We start from the raw sequence: 21,844 nt of genomic DNA, 5'->3' as shown, positions 1-21,844 counted from the left end.
CCCCTATGTCAGATCTATTCAGCAAGTGGGATGAGTGTAAACCTATTTTTGAAAGTCGTTTGAAGCACCTCTTTGTTTTGGAAGGTTTAGAGGGCGAGCGTCTTTTGGTGGAAGCGATTAACTATGCTTTATTTACTGGGGGAAAAAGATTCCGCCCTATGCTGACTCTCGCAGCAGGTCTGTCTCTGGATAAGCCTTTTGAGGCGGTCTTAGACTGGGCGCTTTCTGTGGAGATGATTCATACTTATTCTTTAATCCACGATGATCTGCCTTGTATGGATAATGATGATTATCGACGAGGACTGCCCACTGTGCATAAAAAATTTGGAGAAACCTGTGCGCTTTTAGCAGGAGACGCTCTGTTGACCGAAGCGTTCACGCATTTGGCCTCAAATGCAGAGTACACCAAAGCTTTACCTAGATTGATCGCGATGTTGGGCAGCCGCGCAGGGTATAAGGGTATGGTGGGAGGACAAGCTAATGATTGCTTGATGACCAGCATGGGGCAAGAAAGTTTTTTAAAGACGCATAAGCAGAAAACCGCCGCTTTGATTCAGGCCGCGGTGATGGGCCCATATATTATTTTTGAAACTCCTGATGCTGTGTACAATAAGATGTCAGACTTTGCCGAGACTATGGGGATTTTATTTCAAATCAAAGATGACATTTTAGATTTTGAGCAAGAAGAGGATGGTCTTTCACAGATCGCAAGCCTTAAAGAAATCCAAGACCTATTTGAAGTTTATCAGAAGCAAGCAGATGCGACCCTAAGCTCCTTAGAACATTCTATTTCAGTGGGGGCGTTTCGCGAATTACTCCACTACAACGCCACCCGTTCCCATTAAGTGCAAGATGAGATTAGACCAGTGGCTTTATGTAAATAAAATGGCGCGTTCAAGAACTCATGCGGAAGACATGATTTCTAGAGGTGATGTGCAAATATTTATTCCAGCCTCACAAGAGTGGCGTAAGATCAGCAAGCCGTCTTATAAGGTAGATGAAAACCTATTACCAGAGCGTGTGCGGATTGAGTCAGAGTTGACCAAGTATGTGTCACGAGGGGGACTTAAGCTGGAAAAGGCTCTTGGGCATCTGGCTTATAGTGTCCAAAACCTTAGGGTTCTTGATGTGGGTCAGTCTACAGGTGGTTTTACGGACTGCCTGTTGCAAAAAGGAGCATCTGTAGTTGTCGGTGTTGAGGTGGGTCATGGGCAGTTAGACCCTAAGTTAAAAGCAGATTCTCGTAACCTCACCTTTGAAGGATTGGATATACGCGAAGCAGAGGGGTGTTCGGATTTTATGGTCTTAACGCCCTTCCCTTTTGTGGTGATTGATGCTTCGTTCATCTCGCTTCGACATATCCTGCCTGCTGTTTATAGCTTACTGGCTGAGGGAGGTCGGGTTTTAGCTTTGGTCAAACCGCAGTTTGAACTCTCAGCACAGGATTTGGATAAAAAGGGCATTGTGCGTTCCTCTGCCAAGCACCAACTTGTGCAAAGTTTAATAACAGATTATGTTAGAGCCTTGCCTCAGCTGCAAATACGAGATTACTTTCAAAGCGAAGAAAAGGGGAAAGATGGAAATGTCGAATTCTTTATCTTTTTGGAAAAGACAGATTAAAATTTGTATGATGTTGGCCGTCGCTTTCGGGATGGTGGGCTGTCAGACTTTTGATGATATTGGTCTTAAAACCCGTGAACAGGTTGAAAAAGAAAAACGAGTCACACAACCTGAAGAAGGGGAGTCAAAGCCTTCGGAAGTGGTCGGTGAAGTCTCTCAGGACGTAGATAAAAAGCTTTTTAATATTCAAGATGAGAATGTGCGCCCAAAACTAGGTTTAATTTTAGGACCTGGGATGGCGTTAAGCCTAGGACATTTAGGGGTGCTTAAAGCTCTTAACGATCAGAAGTTGCCCATCGAAGTGATTGCGGGGGTGGAGTGGTCGAGTTTGATTGCGGCTAACTATGCTCTTAACGGTGCGGCCAATGATATGGCGTGGAAGGCTTCACAAGGACAATTAAATGTGGGTGTTGAAAAAGGTTTTCTTAGAGGTGAAATCAAAGAAACATCAGAAGACGAAGTGGCCAAGCTGATTCAGACTTACACCCGAGGCCGTGCGATCTCTAATGGAAAAATTAAATTTATTTGTCCTGCTTTGGATGTCTCCAATGCTAAAGCTTTGTATTTTAAAAGTGGTTCCTATGGACGCGCGCTACAAAGTTGCATGAAGGCTCCGCCATTAACCCAGTCTGAGCCTCGCGTTTGGGCCAACTTAACGGACATAGAATCTTTGGCCAAAGAGATGCGTCGCATGGGGGCTGAAAAGGTCATTCTGGTGAACGCCTTGCCTTTAGGTGGTGGTCTTAATTGGGGTGAACGCAGTTCGGCTGTGTCTCCCAGAGACAAATACTTTTGGGCCCAAGTGCAAAGATCTATGGTGCAAAAGCCCAATAGTGTAGATCATATTTTGACTCTAAACACGGGTGGGCAAAGTGTCTTAGATTTCAAAGAGAAACGAAATTTAATTCAACAGTCGTCCACAAGGGCAGATCAGTTTTTTAGAGATTTAGCAAGAAAGTATAGCTTTTAAAAGAAGGTGTTATGAAAAAGATTCCAGGTCCATTATACAACGTTGAGTTTTTTAAAGAGCGTCGTCGCCGTCTTGCACAAGTGATGCCCAAGAACAGTGCCTTGATTCTCTTTTCTGCGCCAGAGTTGATCAGGAACAACGACGTTCATCATTACTACAGACAAGACAGTGATTTGTTTTATCTTACAGGTTATGAAGAGGCCGATTCGGTTTTTATTTTTACTCCTGGTCAAGAGATAGAGTCTACATTGTTTGTTTTAGAAAAGGATCCTATCAAAGAAACTTGGGATGGCTTTATGTATGGCACAGAAGGTGCTCGTGAAGCTTTCCAAATGGATCAAGTTTTTGACATCAAGGATTTTCTTGAAAAGACCCCAGCAATACTGAATCATGCGGATCAAATCTTTTATAGAACTTTTTTAAACGTTGAGAATGACGAAAAAATTTCGCAAATTTTAAATAAAATGAAGCGCAATAAGGGAAGAAGCGGTTTGGGACTTACAACGCTTGCTGATCCTCTGTCTCTCTTGGGCGAGCTTCGAGCTAGAAAAACAGAAGAAGAGATTCAGATGCTCAGAAAATCCTGTCAAATTTCTTCTGAAGCCCATGTGCAGCTCATGCGTGCCACTCGGCCAGGAGTTTCTGAGCGCGAGCTTTATGGTCTGTTCTTGTATGAGACCATGCGTAGAGGGGCGCAGCGAGAAGGCTATGCAGCCATTGTGGCTTCTGGCCATCACGCCACGGCTCTTCACTACAAATCTAATGATGACATTTGTCATGATGGCGAACTGCTACTAGTCGATGCGGGGTCTGAGTACAATTATCTTTCTGCGGACATCACCAGAACTTTCCCTGTGAATGGTACATTTTCATCTGTGCAAAAAGCTGTGTATGAAGAAGTACTAAATATTCAAAAGCAAATGGTGGCTGCCGTAAAGCCAGGTATTGGTTTCAAAGAACTGAATGAAAAGTGCATCAATCTGACTTCTGAAAGCCTGATCAAATTAGGACTGCTTAAAAAATCTAAAGATGAAATCATTGAAAAGCGACTTTTTGTAAAATACTACCCTCATGGTTTGGGACATTATCTGGGAATGGATGTGCATGATGTGGGTGCTTACTATAATTCATCTATGACTGAGTCGGTAAAATTTCAACCAGGTTATGTGCTCACCATTGAGCCAGGAATTTATATCCCCAAAGACGATGAATCCGCTCCACCAGAAATGCGCGGGATTGGCATTCGTATCGAGGACGATGTGTTGGTCACTACAGAAGGTTTTGAGGTTTTAACTCACGATTGCCCCAAAGAGGTTGCCGAACTGGAAGACCTTATAGGTAAAGCTTAGCGCGCCTCACTGGTGCTAAACACTTTCTAAATAATCAAAGTGAAACCACTGGCGTTCAAGGGAGATGCGTTTAAGTTGCTGTTCGCTTTCAAATATGGAATCTTTTTGATCCACAGAGTTTACTGACACTCGAAAATCTGTAGCAGATTCTAAGAGGGGCAGATCGCTGATTGTGTTTCCTCCGCAGAGAAAAGGCGCAACTCCGTCTGTGGCATTGAGAAGAGCTTCGGGTTTGCCTTCTCGCCAAGTGATGGGCAAATATCTCTCTAGGGTCAGTCGCTGTTCAAGATCAAGCAAGGTGGTTACGCCTAGGACATGATCTTCGTTAATCCCCAGTTCACGAGCGGCGGGAACTACGGACCATTTTACCGAAGCCGTCACAATAAACACTTCTACCCCTTTAGCCAGCAAGAATCTGATCAGCTGTTGAACAGAGGGAACAATCTGTAAAGGACCTTTCTGGATAAGAGCTTCTTGGGCTTGTCGGATTAAATTTTGGACTGTGGCGCCGTGGTTGATCTCGGCTAACCACCACAGAGATTCGCCTACATCTTTTTTTTCGCGATCTGTATAGTCGCTCCATTGCCAGACATTTTTAAAAATATTTTCACACTGATACAGATAGAAATCTCTACCCACATCGTTAAACCAACAGGTGCCGTCGGCATCAAAGGCGGCTACTTTTTTCCCGCGAGGATTTTTATTTAAAAAGGTCTCAATGTCTTGGATCAACTGGGAGGTCTGGTTTTGCCAAAAGTGTGTCGTATTCATCATTTAACAATGACTATGAAAGCACTGGAGTGACAACTAAAAAGTGGTTTGCGCTGTGCTAAAGAGAAAGTTGAAAAGTCTGGTGTGAATTGAACGCTTGTAAAAAGCTGTTATGATAAGGGCAAGTTTTGGCATCTGCTAACCCAAGTCCGTAATTAAAGGAGCACTCTTGAGTCTGTCATTTAAGGAACAGGACGCCACCTTAAAGTCTGTTTCAGAAAAAACATACGATCTGCTTATCATTGGTGGTGGAATCAATGGTGTGGGCATTGCTCGTGATGCTTCAATGCGTGGCCTATCTGTGCTGTGTGTAGAACAGTCTGACTTGGCGTCGGGAACGAGTTCTCGTTCTTCAAAATTGGTTCATGGTGGACTTCGATATTTAGAAAATTTTGAATTTGGATTGGTATTTGAAGCTCTGAATGAAAGGGCAAAGCTTCTTAAGATGGCTCCCCACTTGGTGCACCCTTTGCGATTTGTGATTCCTCTTTATGCAGGGGATAGGGTGTCGCCGTTTAAGATGAAAATGGGAATGGTGCTTTATGACATCTTGTCTTTGTATAAAGCTCCCAAAGCTCACGAATATTTAACCGCGCCCCAAACTTTTCAAAGGGTCAAAAATATTAGACAGCAGGATCTTAAGGGGGCCTTTGTCTATTCTGATGCCTATATGGATGATGATCGTTTGGTGATTGAAACGGCTCGAAGTGCAAAATCCTATGGGGCAGAATTTCTAACTTTTGTAAAAGCTCAGAAACTCAATCCAGAATCACTCGGTCGCGGAGTCAAAGAGGTCGAGCTTTTAGACACACAAACGGGTGTGATTCATAATGTGCGCGCTCGTCACGTGGTCAGCACAGTGGGACCATGGACAGATCAGGTGGGTGAAACGCTCTTGCCAGATTGGAAGCCGCGTATGCGTCCCACAAAAGGTGTGCATTTGACTTTAAGTCGTATGGACTTCCCTTTAGAAGATGCGGTGGTCATGGCGGCGGACCAACAAAAGCGTATTATTTTTGCGATTCCGCGCCATGAAATGGTGATCATTGGAACGACAGACACCGACTACTCAAGCGATCCAAGCCAAGTCAGAACCACTCAAGATGATGTAGAATATTTGCTTAAAATTGTTGAAGAGTACTTCCCTGAAGCTAAGGTGACCAAAGAGACTTTGGTGAGCACTTATTCGGGGGTACGTCCCTTGGTCAATGATGGGTCAGGTTCGGCAAGTAAGGTCAGTCGAGAGCACACCATCATTTCCGACCCTCGCGGGGTGACCTTTTTGATGGGGGGAAAGTACACCACATATCGCCTTATGGCCCAGCAGACGGTGGACGTTGTGCTCAAGCAGTTTTCCAAAGAAGAGCGACGTAATCTGCGTCGAGCAAGTACGGCGAAACCTCTAAATCCCAAAGTGGACGAAAAGAGTTTCAAAGAGGCGATGTCGCGCATTCACGAACTGGAAAATAAGACAGAGCTCACGCATTTGCAGTGCAAAATGTTAGTCGAGCGTCATGGCCTAGAAGCGTGGGATATTGTAGAGTATGGGCCGTACAAGTATATATGGGAGTACGAAGCCGCTCATGCCGTTCGACACACCTATTGCGCAAGGCTTGTAGATTTTTACACAAGACGAGTCCCGCTTTTTTTAAGCAAAAAAGACCATGGGTTTAAGTTTTTAAATCGTATCGGGAAAGTTTTTAAGGACTACTACGGGTGGGACCAAGAGCGTTTGGAACAAGAGTATAAACTTCTTTTTGATCATTATAGTGCAGAGTCAGAATGGAAAGGTTTGACTGGTGCAATAAGCATGGACAAAATAGAGTATATTTAAGGAAAGAGTAAAGATGGGTTTTTTTGACAAATTATCAGAGTATTTTTCTAATGATATCGCCATTGATTTAGGGACAGCAAACGTCCTTGTCTATTCTAAAGGCAGAGGGATCATCTTGGATGAGCCTTCAGTTGTGGCTGTAAAAAAGGACTATCGGGGTTCAGCCACTAAGGTGATGGCTGTGGGTAAAGAGGCTAAATTGATGCTGGGCCGTACTCCAGGCTCGATTGTGGCTATTCGCCCCATTAAAGATGGTGTGATTGCGGACTTTCAGGTCACGTCTTCAATGCTAAAGTACTTCATCAACAAGAGCGTAGGACAGCAAAGATCCTTTGTGCGCCCTCGTATCGTCATTTGTGTGCCTTATGGAATCACCGAAGTGGAGAAAAGAGCGGTCAAAGAAGCCGCTCAGTCAGCAGGTGCTAGGTCTGTGCATTTGATTGAAGAGCCTATGGCGGCAGCAATTGGCGCAGGGCTTCCAATTACTGAACCTACAGGGAGCATGGTCGTGGACATTGGTGGGGGAACCACAGGTGTAGCCGTGATCTCTTTAGGTGGAATCGTTTATTGTAAGTCTATTAAAGTCGCAGGTGACAAATTTGATGAAGCCATTGTCAACTATGTGCGTCGTCAATTCAATCTTCTGATTGGTGAGAGAACGGCTGAAAATATCAAAATTAAAATTGGAAGTGCTTACGCTATTGATGAAGACCGCTCCATGGAGATCAAGGGCCGCGATTTAGTTGCGGGTGCACCAAAAACGGTGGAAATCACTGCGGCACAAGTGAACGATGCACTTATGGACCCCTTATCTGAAATCGTAGATGCTGTGCGCACAGCACTTGAAAAGACACCGCCTGAGTTAGCGGCAGACATTGTGGATAACGGAATTGTTCTTACTGGCGGTGGAGGTCTGTTGACCAATTTAGATGTATTGATTCGTGAAAGAACAGGGTTACCTGTGGCCGTCGCAGAAGATCCGTTAACTTGTGTAGTGATGGGTTCTGGTAAAACTTTAGACGAGCCAGAATTTTTAAAACTTACAGTCGACTAAGAGAGACAATGTCTGAGTTTGAAATTAAAAAATCGATTTTCCAAAGATCGGCCAAGTTCTATTTCTTTTGCTTTATGAGCGAATCTAAAGCATTGAAATTGGCCAAGTCAGTGGTGGAAGATGTTTTTCGAACTCCAGTAGATGGACAGGATTGGGGCAAAGAGATGGAAGGTCGCTTGCTCAAAGTCATGCACAAAACATACATTTCTAATGAAAAGAAATCCTCTCAGTCGGTGACAGCACCGATGTTGGGACACTTTGAAATCCCTAAAAGTTTGGATTTAGGCGCATGGAGAGAGTTCAAACGTTCAGCTCATGGTAATGAATTTTATACAACATGTTTATTTTATGTAGGTGGATTTGATTTACAAACGATTGCCGAAATCCAGGGTGTGACTGAAGGTACAGTGAAATTTCGTTTAAGTCATGGGGCCAAAAAGTTGGGTTCGATTTTATTAAAGGAATATTTAAATTGAAAGAAAGACTTACCCCCCCTCCCAAAGAGATTTCTGACTTTATGTTTGAGCAAAGGCTCTTTGACTTTGCCAACAAAGATATGTCTTCTTTCACCTATCGCGACATGAAACATCACATGGACAACAACATTGATGCCCGCGAAAAAGTGGGAGCGGTGCTACTAGCCTTTGAATACTTCAACGCCATCTCCGAAATCCAAATCGAATACGATGACTCCATCTTCACGAAAAAAAACAAACAAAGATGGTACAAACTCAAATCCAAGTTCAAGACTATAGTCGGGACCATTTTTTTTATGGCATTATTCTTCGTCCTTTATCTTTGTTACGAAGATCTCACGGAGTACTTCACCCCAAGACTCCAAGAACTCAAATCTTGGCTCTCAGAATTTTTTTAACCCCTCAAACACTCTCATGATGATACTCCGCGCCCCACTTTAGATTGGGTTTATGCTTTAATTTTTTTTGGATAGAGTTGGTCGAAATGCGAGTTCGGCTTGGCATGTCTTTGCGAACGCAAAGTCATGCCAAACGTCATGTCTGAGCATTTTGAGTAACTCTATCCAAAAAAAATTAAAGCATAAACCCAATCTAAAGTGGGCCCCCCAAGGTGTTTCATTCTGAGAATCGTCGACTAAAAAATTATAAAAAAGCCCTTTATGTTTATAGCTTAGAGGTTTCTGTGCCGATAAAAAATCATGGGCTTAGATAAAGACAAAATGACACAGATATTTTTAGGGTCGACCCTATTTGTGATGATATTTTTTGGATTCCTTTTTGTTTTTAGCGAGCTGGGAAAAGAAAAGCCTGCGGATCCTGAAAATTATGTAGATATACGTAGAATAGAAAAGAAGATTGATGATGCCGTCAATCAGCACATGCGTTCCGTAGATATGGAAAAGCGTATGCGTGACCTGATGATCAGTGAACGCAATGTGAAGATGACAGAAAGCTTTAAAAATAAAGCCAAAAATTGGGAACCCGAAAAGCCTTACACGGGAAGTGGAAGCGTGGGCATCTATGATGAAGACCTAGGCGAAACAGGAACTCAAGATTTCTCTTCACTGTCTATTGAAGAAAAACTCAGAGTCGAAATGGCAGACCGCAAACGCGCCGCCGAAGACGCCGCCCGCTCAAAAAGAGAATACATAGAAGCTTATAAAAAGAATGCACTTAAAGATGGCTGGATAGTAGAAATCAACGACAATCTAGAAATCATCTCCGCCAAACGCGCCCAAGAAAATTAAGCGCCGCCTCTCTGCCTCTGTCCGAGAAATATAAGATTTAAAATTTAAATAGAGTTGGTCGAAATGCGAGTTCGGCTTGGCGTGCTTTTGCGAATGCAAAGGCATGCCAAACGTCACTGTCTGAGCATTTTGAGTAACTCTATTTAAATTTTAAATCTTATATTTCTCGGACAGAGGTAGTGAGGCCAGCTAGAGGAGGCCTTTGTCGAAGAAGGAAAAGTAGTCGTGGTTTTTTGAGATGATCAGATGATCTACGATTTTGATGTCTAGCCATTCGCTTTGCATGCGTAAACGTGCCGTAAGTTCTAAATCTTTTTTTGAAGGGGAAATGTCTGTAGTTGTGTGGGTGTGGGCGATGGCGATCTCGTCGGCGTTTTGAAGGAGGGCGTATCTAAAAATCTCTCGTGGATATACAACGCATTTATTCACTGTGCCGCTAAAGAGTTGGCGTGAACAGAATATCTCTTTGCTGGCGTTAAGACCCACAACCCAAAAGACTTCGCGGTCAAAGTCCAATTGAGGTAAAAGATGTTTAAAGATAATAGAACTGTTCATAAAAAAACCCCTTCTTAAAGAAGAGGTTTCAAAAGTCTAACCAAATTGTTTTAAGCTAAGTTCCAAGACGAGGCTTAAAAGTCCGATTTTATAGATTTAGTTTGTGGGTCCTAAGCTCTTATTAGAGTTGGGAAGATCAGGAAGCTTATCCACAAATTCGTCACTTTCATAATCGCTATCTTGAAAAGCGCTTGCGGCAGTAGCCACTCTTTTTTCAAGAGTTTGCTTTAGGTCATCAAAGCTAGGTTTAGTATCGCGAGATGTTTGTGTTTGAGGAATCGCGATAGTTTGTGGTTTTTGGTTTAAATACTGCTCTTTAGGGAATGCGCCAAGTTTTGCAAGATAAGCAGAGATGCTGCCATTTTCATGTTGGATAACGTCGCGAAGTGTTGAAAGTGGTGCGTAATGAGCAGATTTTTTCTCAGCTTCGAAAATGATTTGAGTGAGTGTGGCTGCGGTGATGTCATTTTTAGTTTTGTTATCGATAACAATCACATCTTCGCTAGCACGAATCATTTTGGCAATGTCATCAAGAGTTACATAACAGCTTTGTTGTGTGTCATATAACTTACGGTTCTGATATCTTTTAACGATTTTTGCTCTCATTTTTGAGCTCTCTTGACCTTGGTTCACATTTCCTCCCTTTTTAATACGCAACCCCTTGCAAAATCAGCGGCAAATCCCTTAGCTGCATATATTATGGGCTGCACAATAGCTTTGAGTGTCAAAGGGTGTCAAGCACTACCCACCCCCAAAAACAGAGAAAAACAGCAGGTTTTGCTTAAAATAAAGGCATATTGGGCCTTATTTTCTGAATCACTTTATATGGATTTTCAAATGGATTTGATTCTCTTTCTGCAACACGGGCTAGGGGCTAAAACCTAGACCTAGGGCCTGTTTCAAGAATATCAGCCAGTTTGCCCCTATCAAAAAGAATTTTAGACTTCGTGTTCATATTTCCACATAAAAAACCGATATCCTTTCATGTACGGTGGTCTGGGCCGAGCGGCCCTCTTTCTTATCAGTCTAGGGATAGTAACGGCAGGGTGTACGACTCTCAGCACTTCTCAAAATGACGGTCTAAATCGTTTGCATCTTACCACTCAAGAAGAAGTGGATATGCATGTGATTAAGGCGGATCTTCATGCTTTAAATTCTAATTGGCTGTTATCTCAAGTTGAGCTTGAGAGGGCTTTAGAGCTGCAAGCCGATGACAGTTTGAAATTAAGACGAGCTCTTGTGATTGCTCAGCGTGGTCAATACGCCTTGGCGGAAGAGGAACTTAAAAAGCTCACCTATGCTTCTAAGAGTAATGATGTGGAAGCTTACTTGGCGCTGGGTGAAATCCAAGCTCTTCAAAATAAAGCCGCAGAATCCATTGCTACATATAAACAGGCACTTTCTATTGATCCGAATAATTATAAGGCCTTGATCTTTTTGGGAGCCATTTATTCTCAGTTGGATAATATCCAAACCTCAAACTACTATTTTGGGCGCTTGAAGCGTTTGCCTGAGTATCGTCATTTGGGTTTTTATTATACAGGTCGTCTGCAACAGCAGATTAAAAATTATGCAAAATCGATCCTTGAATTTAAGAAATGCTCTGAAATCAGAGAAGACTTTTTGGACTGCCTCTACTCGTTGGCAGACAGTTATATTTTAAACGCCGACAAGGCCCAAGCTATCAAACTTTTAGAGGCACATAAAGAGCAAAATCCAGACAATGAAAGAACCTACTCAAAACTTTATGATCTCTATACTGAGGCTCAAGATACAGAGAAAGCCTTTGAACAGTTGGCCGCACTAGAAAGGTTTGAACCCCAAAATACCTATATTAAATTGCAAATGGCCATGTACTTTTTGATGCGACAAGAGTTAGCAGAGGCAGAGGTCAAATTACAGGAGATACTTGATATCAGTCCTAAATTTGATCGTGCACATTTTCTTTTAACATCCATCTTCACTCGCGAAAAAGACTTAGAAAAGGTCACTAGATACTATTCCATGATGAATATCGAAAGTCCGTACTTTATTGAAGCCAGTTTGATGGTGGGACGTTTGACAGAGGAGTTGCAGGGGCCAGTAAAAGCTTTGCAACTGATCCAAACCAAAAACAAAAAGCTCCAAGATTCGCGTTTAAATATCTATGCGGCTCTTTTAAATGGGAAGTTAGACAAACCGCAAGAAAGCATAAAGATCCTTGAAAAGGTGGTCAAGAATGACCCTCAGAACACACAAGCTCTCTATTATTTGGGGCATTTACAAGGTGAAAATGGTCAATTTGATAAAGCGATTGTGCAAATGCGCAGGGCTCTTTTGATCGACCCAAATCATGTGGATGCCTTGAACTATATTGCTTATTACTTTGCTGAAAATAAAATCAACTTGGATGAGGCTCTTAGAATGGCCACAAAAGCCAACGAGCTGCGTCCCAACGATGGGCATATATTAGATACGATGGGATGGATTTATTTTCACAAAGGTGAATTCAATCAGGCGGTTTCTTATTTAGAAAAAGCCTATGTGCTTAATCCTGAAGAAAGTACGATTGCCGAACACCTTGCGCAAGTGTACTCTAGTAAAGGTTTTTCTGATAAAGCCTTACAAGTGTACAACAAACTTTTGCAACAAGGTGTAGTGAATCGTGAAAAAATCTTACGTCAAATCAATTCCATTGGGGTTCCGCCAGGCGCTGCTTCTGATACTAAGTAGTATCACGCTTTTATATATCAGTTCTTGTCAAACCACTCAGAAGGGGAAAGCTATGGATCAACCTTCATATTGGGTTTTTAAAACTAAAGTGACACAAAATGGGAAGACCATATCTGGGTATTCTCATATCACCTATGTGAACCAAGAAAAAATCAGGATTGATGTTTTTGGGCCTCTGGGTCTTATTCATGCTGCAAGTGTGGTGTATGAAAATCAAAACTTTGAAGCTCTATTGCCTTTAGAAAAGCGTTTTGTATTTGGCGAGGCCAGCGAGCAGACCATGGAAATGGTGTTAAAGGTTCCTCTTGATCCTGCGATTTTTTACAACCTAATTTATCAAACAGGTTTTGAGAATAAAGACTGGAGTTGTACTTTAGATGAATCCAATAGAGTGCGTGAGTGCGAAAACAGAAGAGCAGGTCTAAATGTGTCTTGGAACTCTCCAATGTCAAGAAATGGTGGGGAATTTGAAGTGAAGCATGCTAAGGGGACTGCGCGGTTCACCTTTAATAAGTACCGAGAACTAGACCAAGTACCGAATGAAAAGTTTAAATTGAATGTTCCAAACGGATATAAGCGATTTAAAGTGGACAGTGCTGGTATAAGTAAACTTTAGTACTGTTATACAAAAGTTTTGAGTCCAAAAACGAGACAATCATTTGTTATTTAATTTTATTACCGTGATAATATATAGAAGGCTTGCCAGAAGGGCCTTCTGGCAGATCCTTTTATTCTAAAGAAAGGAGAATCATGGGTTCCCAAAGTTTCCTAAAAAATATCATTGAGTCAACAGAAGTCGGTCAGCAGTTTAAAGACTTAAATTGGTCAGGCACTTTTGACGAATACATAGAACTTGTAAAGGGAAACCCCAAAGTCACTCGAAATGCTTTTCAAAGAATGTATGATCTGGTGATTGAAAAAGGCCAAGAGCATTACATTGATGCCAAAAAAGAAATGATTCATTACAAGTTCTTTGATGATCCAGACAATAACGGTGCCGATGCTGTATTTGGTTTGGATATTCCTCTGATGAAGCTAGTCAATATTATTAAAGCCGCAGCATTGGGGTATGGGACAGAAAAACGCGTGATCTTACTGCATGGACCAGTGGGAAGTGCTAAGTCCACGATTTGTAGAATGTTAAAAAAAGGTGTCGAGGATTATTCAAGAACTCCTCAGGGTGCTCTTTATACTTTCGAGTGGATTGATCCAGATGGTCAACACGAAGAAATTTTTGGCGAAGGGGTGAGAGTATTTGAAAGCCCTATGCACGAAGAGCCTTTGCTTTTGATCCCACCAGAAATGCGAATGAGTTTCTTAGCAGAATTAAACAGAGATTTAACGAGTGATTTTAAGGTGAGCATTAAGGGCGAACTGTGTCCGCCAAGCCGATTTATCTTTAAAAAATTATTAGATAAATACGATGGTGATGTTCTTAAAGTCTTTAAACACGTTAAAGTACGAAGAATGGTTTTAAGTGAAGCAGATCGTATAGGTATTGGAACCTTCCAACCTAAAGACGAAAAGAACCAAGACAGTACGGAGCTTACGGGTGATATCAATTACCGCAAGATTGCTCAGTACGGTTCGGATTCAGATCCAAGAGCCTTTAACTTTGATGGGGAGTTCAATATTGCCAACAGAGGTATGATTGAATTTGTCGAGGTGTTAAAGTTAGATGTGGCCTTCTTGTACGACCTCTTAGGAGCCTCACAAGAACACAGAGTTAAACCTAAGAAGTTTGCTCAAACCCATATTGATGAAGTCATCATTGGTCACACCAATGAGCCCGAGTATCGAAAGTTACAAGATAATGAATTCATGGAAGCCTTAAGAGACAGAACAGTGAAGGTGGATATCCCTTATATTACAAAACTCGATTATGAAGTTGAGGTGTATAAAAGAGACTTTAACTCTCGTAAACTTAAAGGCGTATCTATTGCGCCTCATACGATAGAAATGGCAGCTATGTGGGCTATTTTGACAAGATTGGAAAAACCCAAAAAAGCCAATCTGACTCGTATGCAGAAACTTAAGCTTTATAACGGAAGGAATCTACCTAATTATACCGAAGACAATATTAAAGAGTTAAGAAAAGAAGCCAAGCGAGAAGGCTTAAGTGGCATTTCGCCTCGTTATATCCAAGATAAAATCTCGAACTCTATTGTGCTAGCACAGCAGTTTAACAAAGGTTCAGTGAATCCATTTATGGTGATGAACGAGCTAGAGTCAGGGCTTAAGAGTCACTCTTTGATTTCTAACGAAGAGCTCAAGCAAGAGTACAGAGAACTTCTGTCTGTGGTCAGACAAGAATATGAAGAAGTAATTAAAACGGAAGTGCAAAAAGCACTGAGCGCTGACGAAGGCTCTTTGTCTAGACTGTGCGCCAACTACATTGATAATATTAAGGCTTACACACAAAAAGAAAAGGTGAAAAACCCTGTGACAGGCCAAGAAGAAGGGCCAGATGAAAGACTGATGCGTTCCATTGAAGAAAAGATTGAAATTCCAGAATCTCGTAAAGATGATTTTAGAAGAGAGATCATGCACTATATTGGTGCGGCTTCTTTAGACGGAAGAAAATTTGACTATAAAACTAATGAGCGTTTACATACGGCTCTAGAACTTAAACTGTTCGAAGACCAAAAAGACAGCATTAAACTCACATCTTTGGTGAGTCCTGTGACAGACCGTGAAACGCAAGAAAAAATTGATCTGGTTAAAACCAGACTGATCAAAGACTTTGGATATGATGAAATTTCGGCAATAGATGTTTTACAGCACGTAGCCAACATTTATGCTCGAGGAGACATCAAGGACAAGTCCTAAACACTGCCAAAAAGTTTCTATGAGGAGGGAGGACCTTGAGCATTGATGGCGACCATTCAAGATTTAAAAAAATCATTCGTGGGAAGATTAAGGAGGACTTTAAGAAGTACATCACCCACGAAGAGATGATTGGGCGTCAAGAGGATGAGTTCGTTAAAATTCCTATCCCAAAAATTAAGGTTCCTAAATTTATTTATGGCCCCAAACAAAGTGGTGGGGTGGGCCAAGGACAGGGTCAGGCAGGAGAGAGTCTTGATCCTTCTGATCAACAAGGTTCGGGCTCAGAGGGTGAAGCAGGAAATAACGAAGGGGAACATCACCTCGAAGTGGAAATGAGCTTTGAAGAGCTTGCAGAAATCCTAGGGGAAGAATTAGAGCTTCCTGCCATTCAGCCTAAAGGTAAAAAAATTGTTCAAACCCAAAGTCAAAAGTACTCCAGCGTATCCAATGTGGGTCCGCAAGGGCTGAGACATTTTAAAAGAACGTATAAAGAATCTTTAAAAAGATATATCGCCTCTGGGGATTATGATCCCAAAAAAGCGGTCATTGTTCCGATCAAAGAGGACATGAGGTTTAAATCTGCTAAACCTACCGTGTCTCCACAGTCGAATGCCGTGGTGATTTATATGATGGATGTTTCGGGATCAATGGGTGAAGAACAAAAGCGTATAGTGAGACTAGAAAGCTTTTGGATCAACACTTGGTTAAAGAAAAATTATAAAGGACTTGAAACGCGTTTTATCATTCACGATGCCGCCGCTAAAGAAGTGGATGAAGAGACTTTTTTCAGAACCAGTGAGTCGGGTGGGACTCTGATCAGTTCTGCCTACAAAAAATGTCTAGAGATCATCGAGCAGGATTACCCTGTGAGTGATTGGAACATCTACACCTTTCATTTTAGTGATGGTGACAACTGGAGTGGAGAGGACACCAAACTTTGTATTGATCTTATAAGAAATAAATTTTTACCCGTAGTGAACATGTTTGGTTATGGGCAGGTTGAATCTAAATATGGCAGTGGACAATTTATCAAAGACTTGAATCAAAACTTTGAAAACATAGATAATGTGATTCGAAGCCATATTAAAGACAGAAGTAAAATTATTAAATCCATCAAAGAGTTTTTAGGAAAAGGACATTAAGTGGCTAATATCTCAAAAGAGTTATTTGATATTCAAAAAAACATTGAAAAAATAGCAGCGGATTATGGCTTAGATTTTTTTGAAACTGTTTTTGAAATGGTCACATACAAACAGATGAATCAAATTGCGGCTTATGGTGGATTCCCTATCAGATATCCTCATTGGAGATTTGGGATGGAATATGAGAGCCTCTCAAAGGGCTATGAATACGGACTTTCCAAGATTTATGAATTAGTGATCAACAATGACCCTTGTTATGCTTATCTGCTAGAGGGGAACTCTCTAGTGGATCAGAAATTAGTGATGGCTCACGTTTATGGTCACTGTGATTTTTTTAAAAATAATAAATGGTTTGCAAACACAGACAGAAAGATGATGGACACAATGGCTAACCATGCTGTGCGTGTACGTCGATTTATAGACAGATATGGAATCGAGGAAGTCGAAAACTTTATTGATACATGTTTAAGTATAGAAAACCTTATTGATCGACATGCTTTGGATCATTTCAATCTTAAAAGCTATAAGAATGAAGGAGATGAGCCTTCGGCAGAAAAAGACATTTTAAGATTTTTAATTGATCACGCTCCAATAGAAGATTGGAAAAAAGATATCCTGCATATCATTCGCACAGAATCTTATTACTTTGCCCCACAAGGGATGACCAAGATCATGAATGAGGGCTGGGCTTCTTATTGGCACTCCAAGATGATGACTCAAGACATTTGTAATGACAGTGAAATCGTACAGTTTGCCGATGTTCACAGTGGGACCATGGCGATGAACCCTCACGGGTTTAACCCGTATAAGATTGGGATCGAATTATTTAGAGATATTGAAAACCGCTGGAATAAAGGAAGATTTGGGCGTGAATGGTCGCAGTGTGAAAACTTACAGGAAAAGGCCAATTGGGATTTGAACCTAGGCCAAGGTCGAGATAAAATTTTCCAAGTACGAAGAGATTATAACGATGTTGGATTTATAGACGAGTTTTTAACAGAAGAGTTTTGTGTAGAGCATAAAATGTTTGTCTATAAGTTCAATAAAAAGAGCAACCAATTTGAAGTGGATACACGGGATTTTAAGGCGATTAAATCCAAGCTTCTGTTTCAAATCGCAAATTTTGGACAACCCATTATAAGTGTTGTGGATAAAAATTTTGGTCAAAAGGGCGAATTGTTGTTGTCTCATCTTTTTGAAGGTGTGGAACTTCAACCTGACTATATGCGAGAAACCATGAGTAAGGTGTATGAGATTTGGCGCAGTCCCATCAATATCGCTACGGTATTGGATAAAGAAGCCAAGATCGTCAGATACAATGGTGAGGAATTTGAAGTTCTAGACTTTGATAAAGGTTGAATAATAACAAGTGTAATTTAGAATATGAAGAATCCCTAGATATAAACTTATATGTCTTAAGAGGTGTTTCATGTCTAATGAGCTTCCAAAAATAAATATAAAAAATCTATTTGAATTAGATCGTTTTGGTCAGACACTATGGATATATCATTTAGGCTCGGAAAAATTCCAGACATACAAAGAGCAGTATCAGAAGATGGGTGTAAATGGCGCTATAGCTACTGAATTATCACAGACGGCAGATGTAAATGGACCCAAGCATATCCCCTTTGATCGTAGTGGTGAAAGAATAGATAGTATTTCATATCATCCCAGCTACCATAAGCTTAAAGAGTTAAGTTATGGAGTGGGCATCATTGCTCAAAAATACACAGGCCCCTTATTTACCACAGACAAAGCGATCAGACATTTTGTAGGATTCTCAACAGGCTACTATTTTGCGCAAACAGAGACAGGTTTATATTGCCCCATCTGTATGACTGATGCCTTAGGGCGTGTGCTTGAAATGCACGCTCAAGATATTCCAGAAGCGGCAGAAGTTTTAAAGCGTTTTAAGAGCCAAGATGTGAGCGAGTTATGGGAAGGGGCCATGTTTTTAACGGAACGCCAAGGAGGCTCTGATGTTGGGGCTAATGAGGTGCAAGCTCGTTACGAAGATGGAAAGTGGAAGCTTTCAGGTTTAAAATGGTTTTGTTCAAATGCTGATGCAGATGCCATCTTAGCTTTAGCACGAATCAAAGATCCACAAACTGGACAAATAGAATCTGGAACAAAAGGATTAGGTTTATTTTTACTGACACGTCAAAATCCTAAAGACAATAGTAAAAGTTGGGAGATACTGCGCCTTAAAGACAAACTAGGTGTTAGAAGTATGGCTTCAGCAGAAATTGAGCTTAAAGATTCTGTAGGCACTTTGATCGGCGGTGTAGGGCAGGGGTTTAAAATGATGACGGATATGGTGAATATGTCACGCGTCTATAACTCTGTGGCTGCACTTGCTATTGCAAGACGTTCCATTCTGGAGGCCTATTTATTTGCACAGGAACGTAAAGCTTTTGGCCAAACTCTTGATCGGTTGCCTCTATACAAAAGATCACTGGCAGAATTGCAGAGTGAGTTTTTGGGTCTTCATTTCCTAATTTTTGAGTGTATCAAACAAATGGACATGTTTGATCAGGGTTCACAAGTTGCGGGAAAAACATTAAGAACTCTAACACCTCTTTGTAAAGCCACATCTGGAAAGTTCAGTGTATTTGCTGCGGCAGAGGCTATGGAACTGGTAGGCGGTAATGCTTATATCGAAGAACATATTCTGCCACGTCTTTATCGAGATGCTCAAGTGCTGCCTATTTGGGAAGGGACCACGCAAATTCAAAGTTTGGATTTATTAAGGGTACTTGGGAAAGAGGGAATTGAAAGTTTCGTAACAAGAATTACAGAAGCGATTAAAAGCCCCACAGATAAAGCGATCAAAAATATTTTAGAACAAAGACTGAAAGAAATTCTTGTAGAAATACAAAAAACCTCTCAGTCTGCTATAGAGGAGCAACAAAGAGCTTCAAGATGGGCTTTAGAAAAATTGGGCCGCATTGCAGGGCAAGCTTTGATGTATGAGGCTTCGGCTTTACCAGAATTAAAAACAACATTGTTATCGGCCTTAAGGATATCTTTGGGACGGACTTATTTGAGTGACCCTTTGGGGACGTCTATAATGTCACAACAACAAGATGAAGAGGTCGTTTTAACATCTATAATGTAAGGGCAAAGAATATAAGGTCTTTGGGTGAGGGCATGAATATGTGGATTTTTGGTTCGTGGATACTAGACATGTTGTTTTTGATTTTTCCTGTTTTGGGAACCATGGCTCTTATTCTATTTACGGATATCAACTGGGACAATTGGGCTTTTGCAGGAATTGTGGTTTTCACTTGGATTGATTCGGGACATGTTTATACCACAGTTCTAAGAACGTATTTTAACCGAGAAGAAATAGATTCAAATAAAAACATCTATACTTATGCGCCTTTAGTGATTTTTGCTACAATGATGCTTTGGCTTTTGGCGGGGGCATACTATCTTTGGGATTTTATCCTTTACGCAACTATATATCATAACATCAGACAGTATTATGGGGTTACGAGGTGGTATCAAAAAAACGTGGCTTCAAAGTCTAGATGGCAGACTAGGTATCTTTATATTCTAACCGTTATTCCTGTGATTTTATTTCATTTCCGTAAAGATGTTCCCAAGAACATCTACATACAGACTCAACTTCCTATTATGGAAAACGCAACTGCTCTATCGTGGGGGCTGTGGGTTTATTTTGCTGTTTTAGGATCGTGGTTGTTATTCCAATTGATCACTTTAATTAAAAATCCCAGAGAAGCGGCTGTAAGTCTTTCTGCTCTGGTTCCTATTGCAGGTTATGGGGTGGGATTTTTATTAGGTAGAAATCTGTTTGAGGTCGCGGCTCCTATTATTGTTGGGCACGGTATTGGTTATATGGGGTTGATGACGATATCATTAAATCGAACTAAACCTGAAATGTATAAAAGTTTTTTAAAAGCACTTTTGATCACAGTGGTTTTGGCTGTTGTAGTGGGAAGTGTATCTGATGTCATCGAAGAGAACTTTGTAAGTCGGCATCCTTTTGTTACAGGGTGGGCTTGGGTTTTAAGTAGTTTTGCTATTGCATCGATTCTTACGCCATTGCTGTTGCATTATTATATTGATGCTCTAATTTGGAATGGCAAACATAGGGAGTCCCATCTTGTCTTTAACAAACCCAAATCCATCTAATAAGAGTCGATATATTGGTATAGACGTCGTTCGACTTTTGGCAATGATTGCCATTGGTACATTCCATTTTTTGGAAGCGGCCTTTTATCAAGATGAAATTTATTACACCAAAGCGGACTCATTGGTGTTGTACTGGTTGACCTCCTATAGTCGTTATATGTCGTATTCGGGGTTCACCATTGTGGCCTTGGCTGCATTTGTGATGGGTTTCAGTGACAGTTTAAAAAGAGCCACCAGAAAAACCTATGCCTTGTTTTTTCTTTTTTTCTTTGGTGGGTTAGTTGTGTTCCCTCTCTTTTGGGGTATGGGGTTAAGGGCAGAATGGGATATTTACCATTTTGTATTTTTAACTCTTATTGTGCTTTTACTGCTCCGTAGATTTTCTGAGAAGGTTTTATATATTGCGGGCCTAATCGGGTTTGTCTGTCTGTGGATTCCTTTTTGGGACTGGGAATCTGTTCTTCAGGGCTATCCTATTTTACATGAAATTATACTAGGTATATGTGGGCAAACTAAGATGGGGTCCTGGCCTATTTTACCGTGGCTAGGGTTGCCCGTTATGTCTTATGCTTTGGGCTTTTGGTGCAAAAAGAATGAAGCCAAATTGAATCGTTGGCAGAAGTCCGATTGGCTTTTTGTGCCTGCACTTGTGGCCTCTTTACCGAACGCCGTCGTGCATTTCAGGTTTCCTGATATAGGAGCTAACTTTTATTGTTTTGTGAACCGTACGGGGCCCATATCTTTCTGGTCTACTTTTGTATGGATTTATTTTTTGATACGACTATCTTTACTAGATAGAGTAAATAAAATTTTATATCAAATTCCACTTGTTAAACACATATCCAAAATGCAACTTTCACAGAACTTTGCACTCTTTTATATTGTGCAAATTATCTATATAGAAATAGTGGCCTTAAACCCAGTATTCAAAGACAAAAGTTATACATGGCTAGGGGCCATTGCCTGTTACACTGTGGTGCCTGTGACAGAAGTACTGATGTGGCTTATAAAAAAGACATACCACCACTTCAAAAAGTAACAGTTTTTGTCACTATAAGCCCTTCTAGTTCACCCCATAGGATTTAAAAATGGCATATTTTATGCTGACTTAGCCCGAATAAGGAGAG

The 21,844-nt window shown here is 41.1% G+C and carries 20 protein-coding genes; 17 read left to right on the top strand and 3 right to left on the bottom strand.

What is annotated here, in order from left to right:
• Positions 1-5: 5 nt before the first annotated feature.
• Genes M9899_00495 through M9899_00480 form a run of 4 tightly spaced genes read left to right on the top strand, consistent with a single transcriptional unit; the run spans position 6 to position 3,939 of the window.
• Positions 6-845 (top strand): polyprenyl synthetase family protein, encoded by an 840-nt coding sequence (locus M9899_00495; GenBank protein MCO5112632.1) that lies wholly within the window; start codon positions 6-8, stop codon positions 843-845.
• 7 nt (positions 846-852) lie between these two features.
• Positions 853-1,620, top strand: coding sequence for a TlyA family RNA methyltransferase (locus M9899_00490; protein ID MCO5112631.1), 768 nt, complete (start codon positions 853-855; stop codon positions 1,618-1,620).
• Positions 1,577-2,590, top strand: a complete 1,014-nt coding sequence (locus M9899_00485) for a hypothetical protein (GenBank protein ID MCO5112630.1) — start codon at positions 1,577-1,579, stop codon at positions 2,588-2,590. The genes M9899_00490 and M9899_00485 overlap by 44 nt, the downstream gene beginning before the upstream one ends.
• Before the next feature lie 11 nt (positions 2,591-2,601).
• Entirely contained in the window at positions 2,602-3,939 is a 1,338-nt protein-coding gene (locus M9899_00480; protein ID MCO5112629.1) for an aminopeptidase P family protein, read from the top strand.
• A 15-nt stretch (positions 3,940-3,954) separates the two neighbouring features.
• Here the strand turns inward: M9899_00480 and M9899_00475 are convergent, their stop codons facing one another.
• Positions 3,955-4,713, bottom strand: coding sequence for an HAD family hydrolase (locus tag M9899_00475; protein ID MCO5112628.1), 759 nt, complete (start codon positions 4,711-4,713; stop codon positions 3,955-3,957).
• A 166-nt stretch (positions 4,714-4,879) separates the two neighbouring features.
• Between M9899_00475 and M9899_00470 the strand changes: the two genes are divergently transcribed.
• The 5 genes from M9899_00470 (at position 4,880) to M9899_00450 (ending at position 9,321) form a co-directional block, all read left to right on the top strand.
• Positions 4,880-6,544 (top strand): glycerol-3-phosphate dehydrogenase/oxidase, encoded by a 1,665-nt coding sequence (locus M9899_00470; GenBank protein ID MCO5112627.1) that lies wholly within the window; start codon positions 4,880-4,882, stop codon positions 6,542-6,544.
• A 13-nt stretch (positions 6,545-6,557) separates the two neighbouring features.
• The gene (locus M9899_00465) at positions 6,558-7,598 is read left to right on the top strand and encodes a rod shape-determining protein (protein MCO5112626.1); all 1,041 of its coding nucleotides are present in this window, start codon (positions 6,558-6,560) and stop codon (positions 7,596-7,598) included.
• 8 nt (positions 7,599-7,606) lie between these two features.
• Complete coding sequence (locus M9899_00460) at positions 7,607-8,074, top strand: sigma-70 region 4 domain-containing protein (protein ID MCO5112625.1); 468 nt, start codon at positions 7,607-7,609, stop codon at positions 8,072-8,074.
• Positions 8,071-8,472: a hypothetical protein gene (locus M9899_00455; GenBank protein ID MCO5112624.1), complete on the top strand. Its 402-nt coding sequence runs from the start codon at positions 8,071-8,073 to the stop codon at positions 8,470-8,472. The genes M9899_00460 and M9899_00455 overlap by 4 nt, the downstream gene beginning before the upstream one ends.
• Before the next feature lie 321 nt (positions 8,473-8,793).
• Positions 8,794-9,321, top strand: a complete 528-nt coding sequence (locus tag M9899_00450; protein ID MCO5112623.1) for a hypothetical protein — start codon at positions 8,794-8,796, stop codon at positions 9,319-9,321.
• Positions 9,322-9,510: 189 nt separating this feature from the next.
• Here the strand turns inward: M9899_00450 and M9899_00445 are convergent, their stop codons facing one another.
• Complete coding sequence (locus M9899_00445) at positions 9,511-9,876, bottom strand: JAB domain-containing protein (GenBank protein MCO5112622.1); 366 nt, start codon at positions 9,874-9,876, stop codon at positions 9,511-9,513.
• 96 nt (positions 9,877-9,972) lie between these two features.
• On the bottom strand, positions 9,973-10,482 hold the full coding sequence (locus tag M9899_00440) for a polyhydroxyalkanoate synthesis regulator DNA-binding domain-containing protein (GenBank protein ID MCO5112621.1): 510 nt from the start codon (positions 10,480-10,482) through the stop codon (positions 9,973-9,975).
• 513 nt (positions 10,483-10,995) lie between these two features.
• On the opposite strand from M9899_00440, the gene M9899_00435 reads away from it, so the two are divergent.
• From M9899_00435 to M9899_00400, 8 genes are all read left to right on the top strand, one after another.
• Entirely contained in the window at positions 10,996-12,588 is a 1,593-nt protein-coding gene (locus M9899_00435; protein ID MCO5112620.1) for a tetratricopeptide repeat protein, read from the top strand.
• A gap of 52 nt (positions 12,589-12,640) precedes the next feature.
• A complete protein-coding gene (locus M9899_00430; GenBank protein MCO5112619.1) occupies positions 12,641-13,204 on the top strand; it encodes a hypothetical protein in 564 nt (187 codons plus the stop codon).
• A 134-nt stretch (positions 13,205-13,338) separates the two neighbouring features.
• Positions 13,339-15,417 carry a serine protein kinase gene (locus M9899_00425; protein ID MCO5112618.1) on the top strand — a complete coding sequence of 693 codons (2,079 nt, stop codon included), beginning with the start codon at positions 13,339-13,341 and terminating at the stop codon, positions 15,415-15,417.
• 35 nt (positions 15,418-15,452) lie between these two features.
• Positions 15,453-16,559 (top strand): DUF444 family protein, encoded by a 1,107-nt coding sequence (locus M9899_00420; GenBank protein ID MCO5112617.1) that lies wholly within the window; start codon positions 15,453-15,455, stop codon positions 16,557-16,559.
• Positions 16,560-17,918: a SpoVR family protein gene (locus tag M9899_00415; protein ID MCO5112616.1), complete on the top strand. Its 1,359-nt coding sequence runs from the start codon at positions 16,560-16,562 to the stop codon at positions 17,916-17,918. It begins immediately after the preceding gene.
• 70 nt (positions 17,919-17,988) lie between these two features.
• The gene (locus M9899_00410) at positions 17,989-19,677 is read left to right on the top strand and encodes an acyl-CoA dehydrogenase family protein (protein ID MCO5112615.1); all 1,689 of its coding nucleotides are present in this window, start codon (positions 17,989-17,991) and stop codon (positions 19,675-19,677) included.
• A gap of 32 nt (positions 19,678-19,709) precedes the next feature.
• Positions 19,710-20,717, top strand: a complete 1,008-nt coding sequence (locus tag M9899_00405; GenBank protein ID MCO5112614.1) for a hypothetical protein — start codon at positions 19,710-19,712, stop codon at positions 20,715-20,717.
• Positions 20,689-21,756, top strand: a complete 1,068-nt coding sequence (locus M9899_00400) for a hypothetical protein (GenBank protein MCO5112613.1) — start codon at positions 20,689-20,691, stop codon at positions 21,754-21,756. Before M9899_00405 ends, M9899_00400 begins: the two co-directional genes overlap by 29 nt.
• Positions 21,757-21,844: the final 88 nt, after the last annotated feature.

The organism is Pseudobdellovibrionaceae bacterium (assembly GCA_023954155.1).
Lineage (GTDB): Bacteria > Bdellovibrionota > Bdellovibrionia > Bdellovibrionales > UBA1609 > JAMLIO01.
This window is presented reverse-complemented; position numbering and strand designations above follow the sequence as displayed.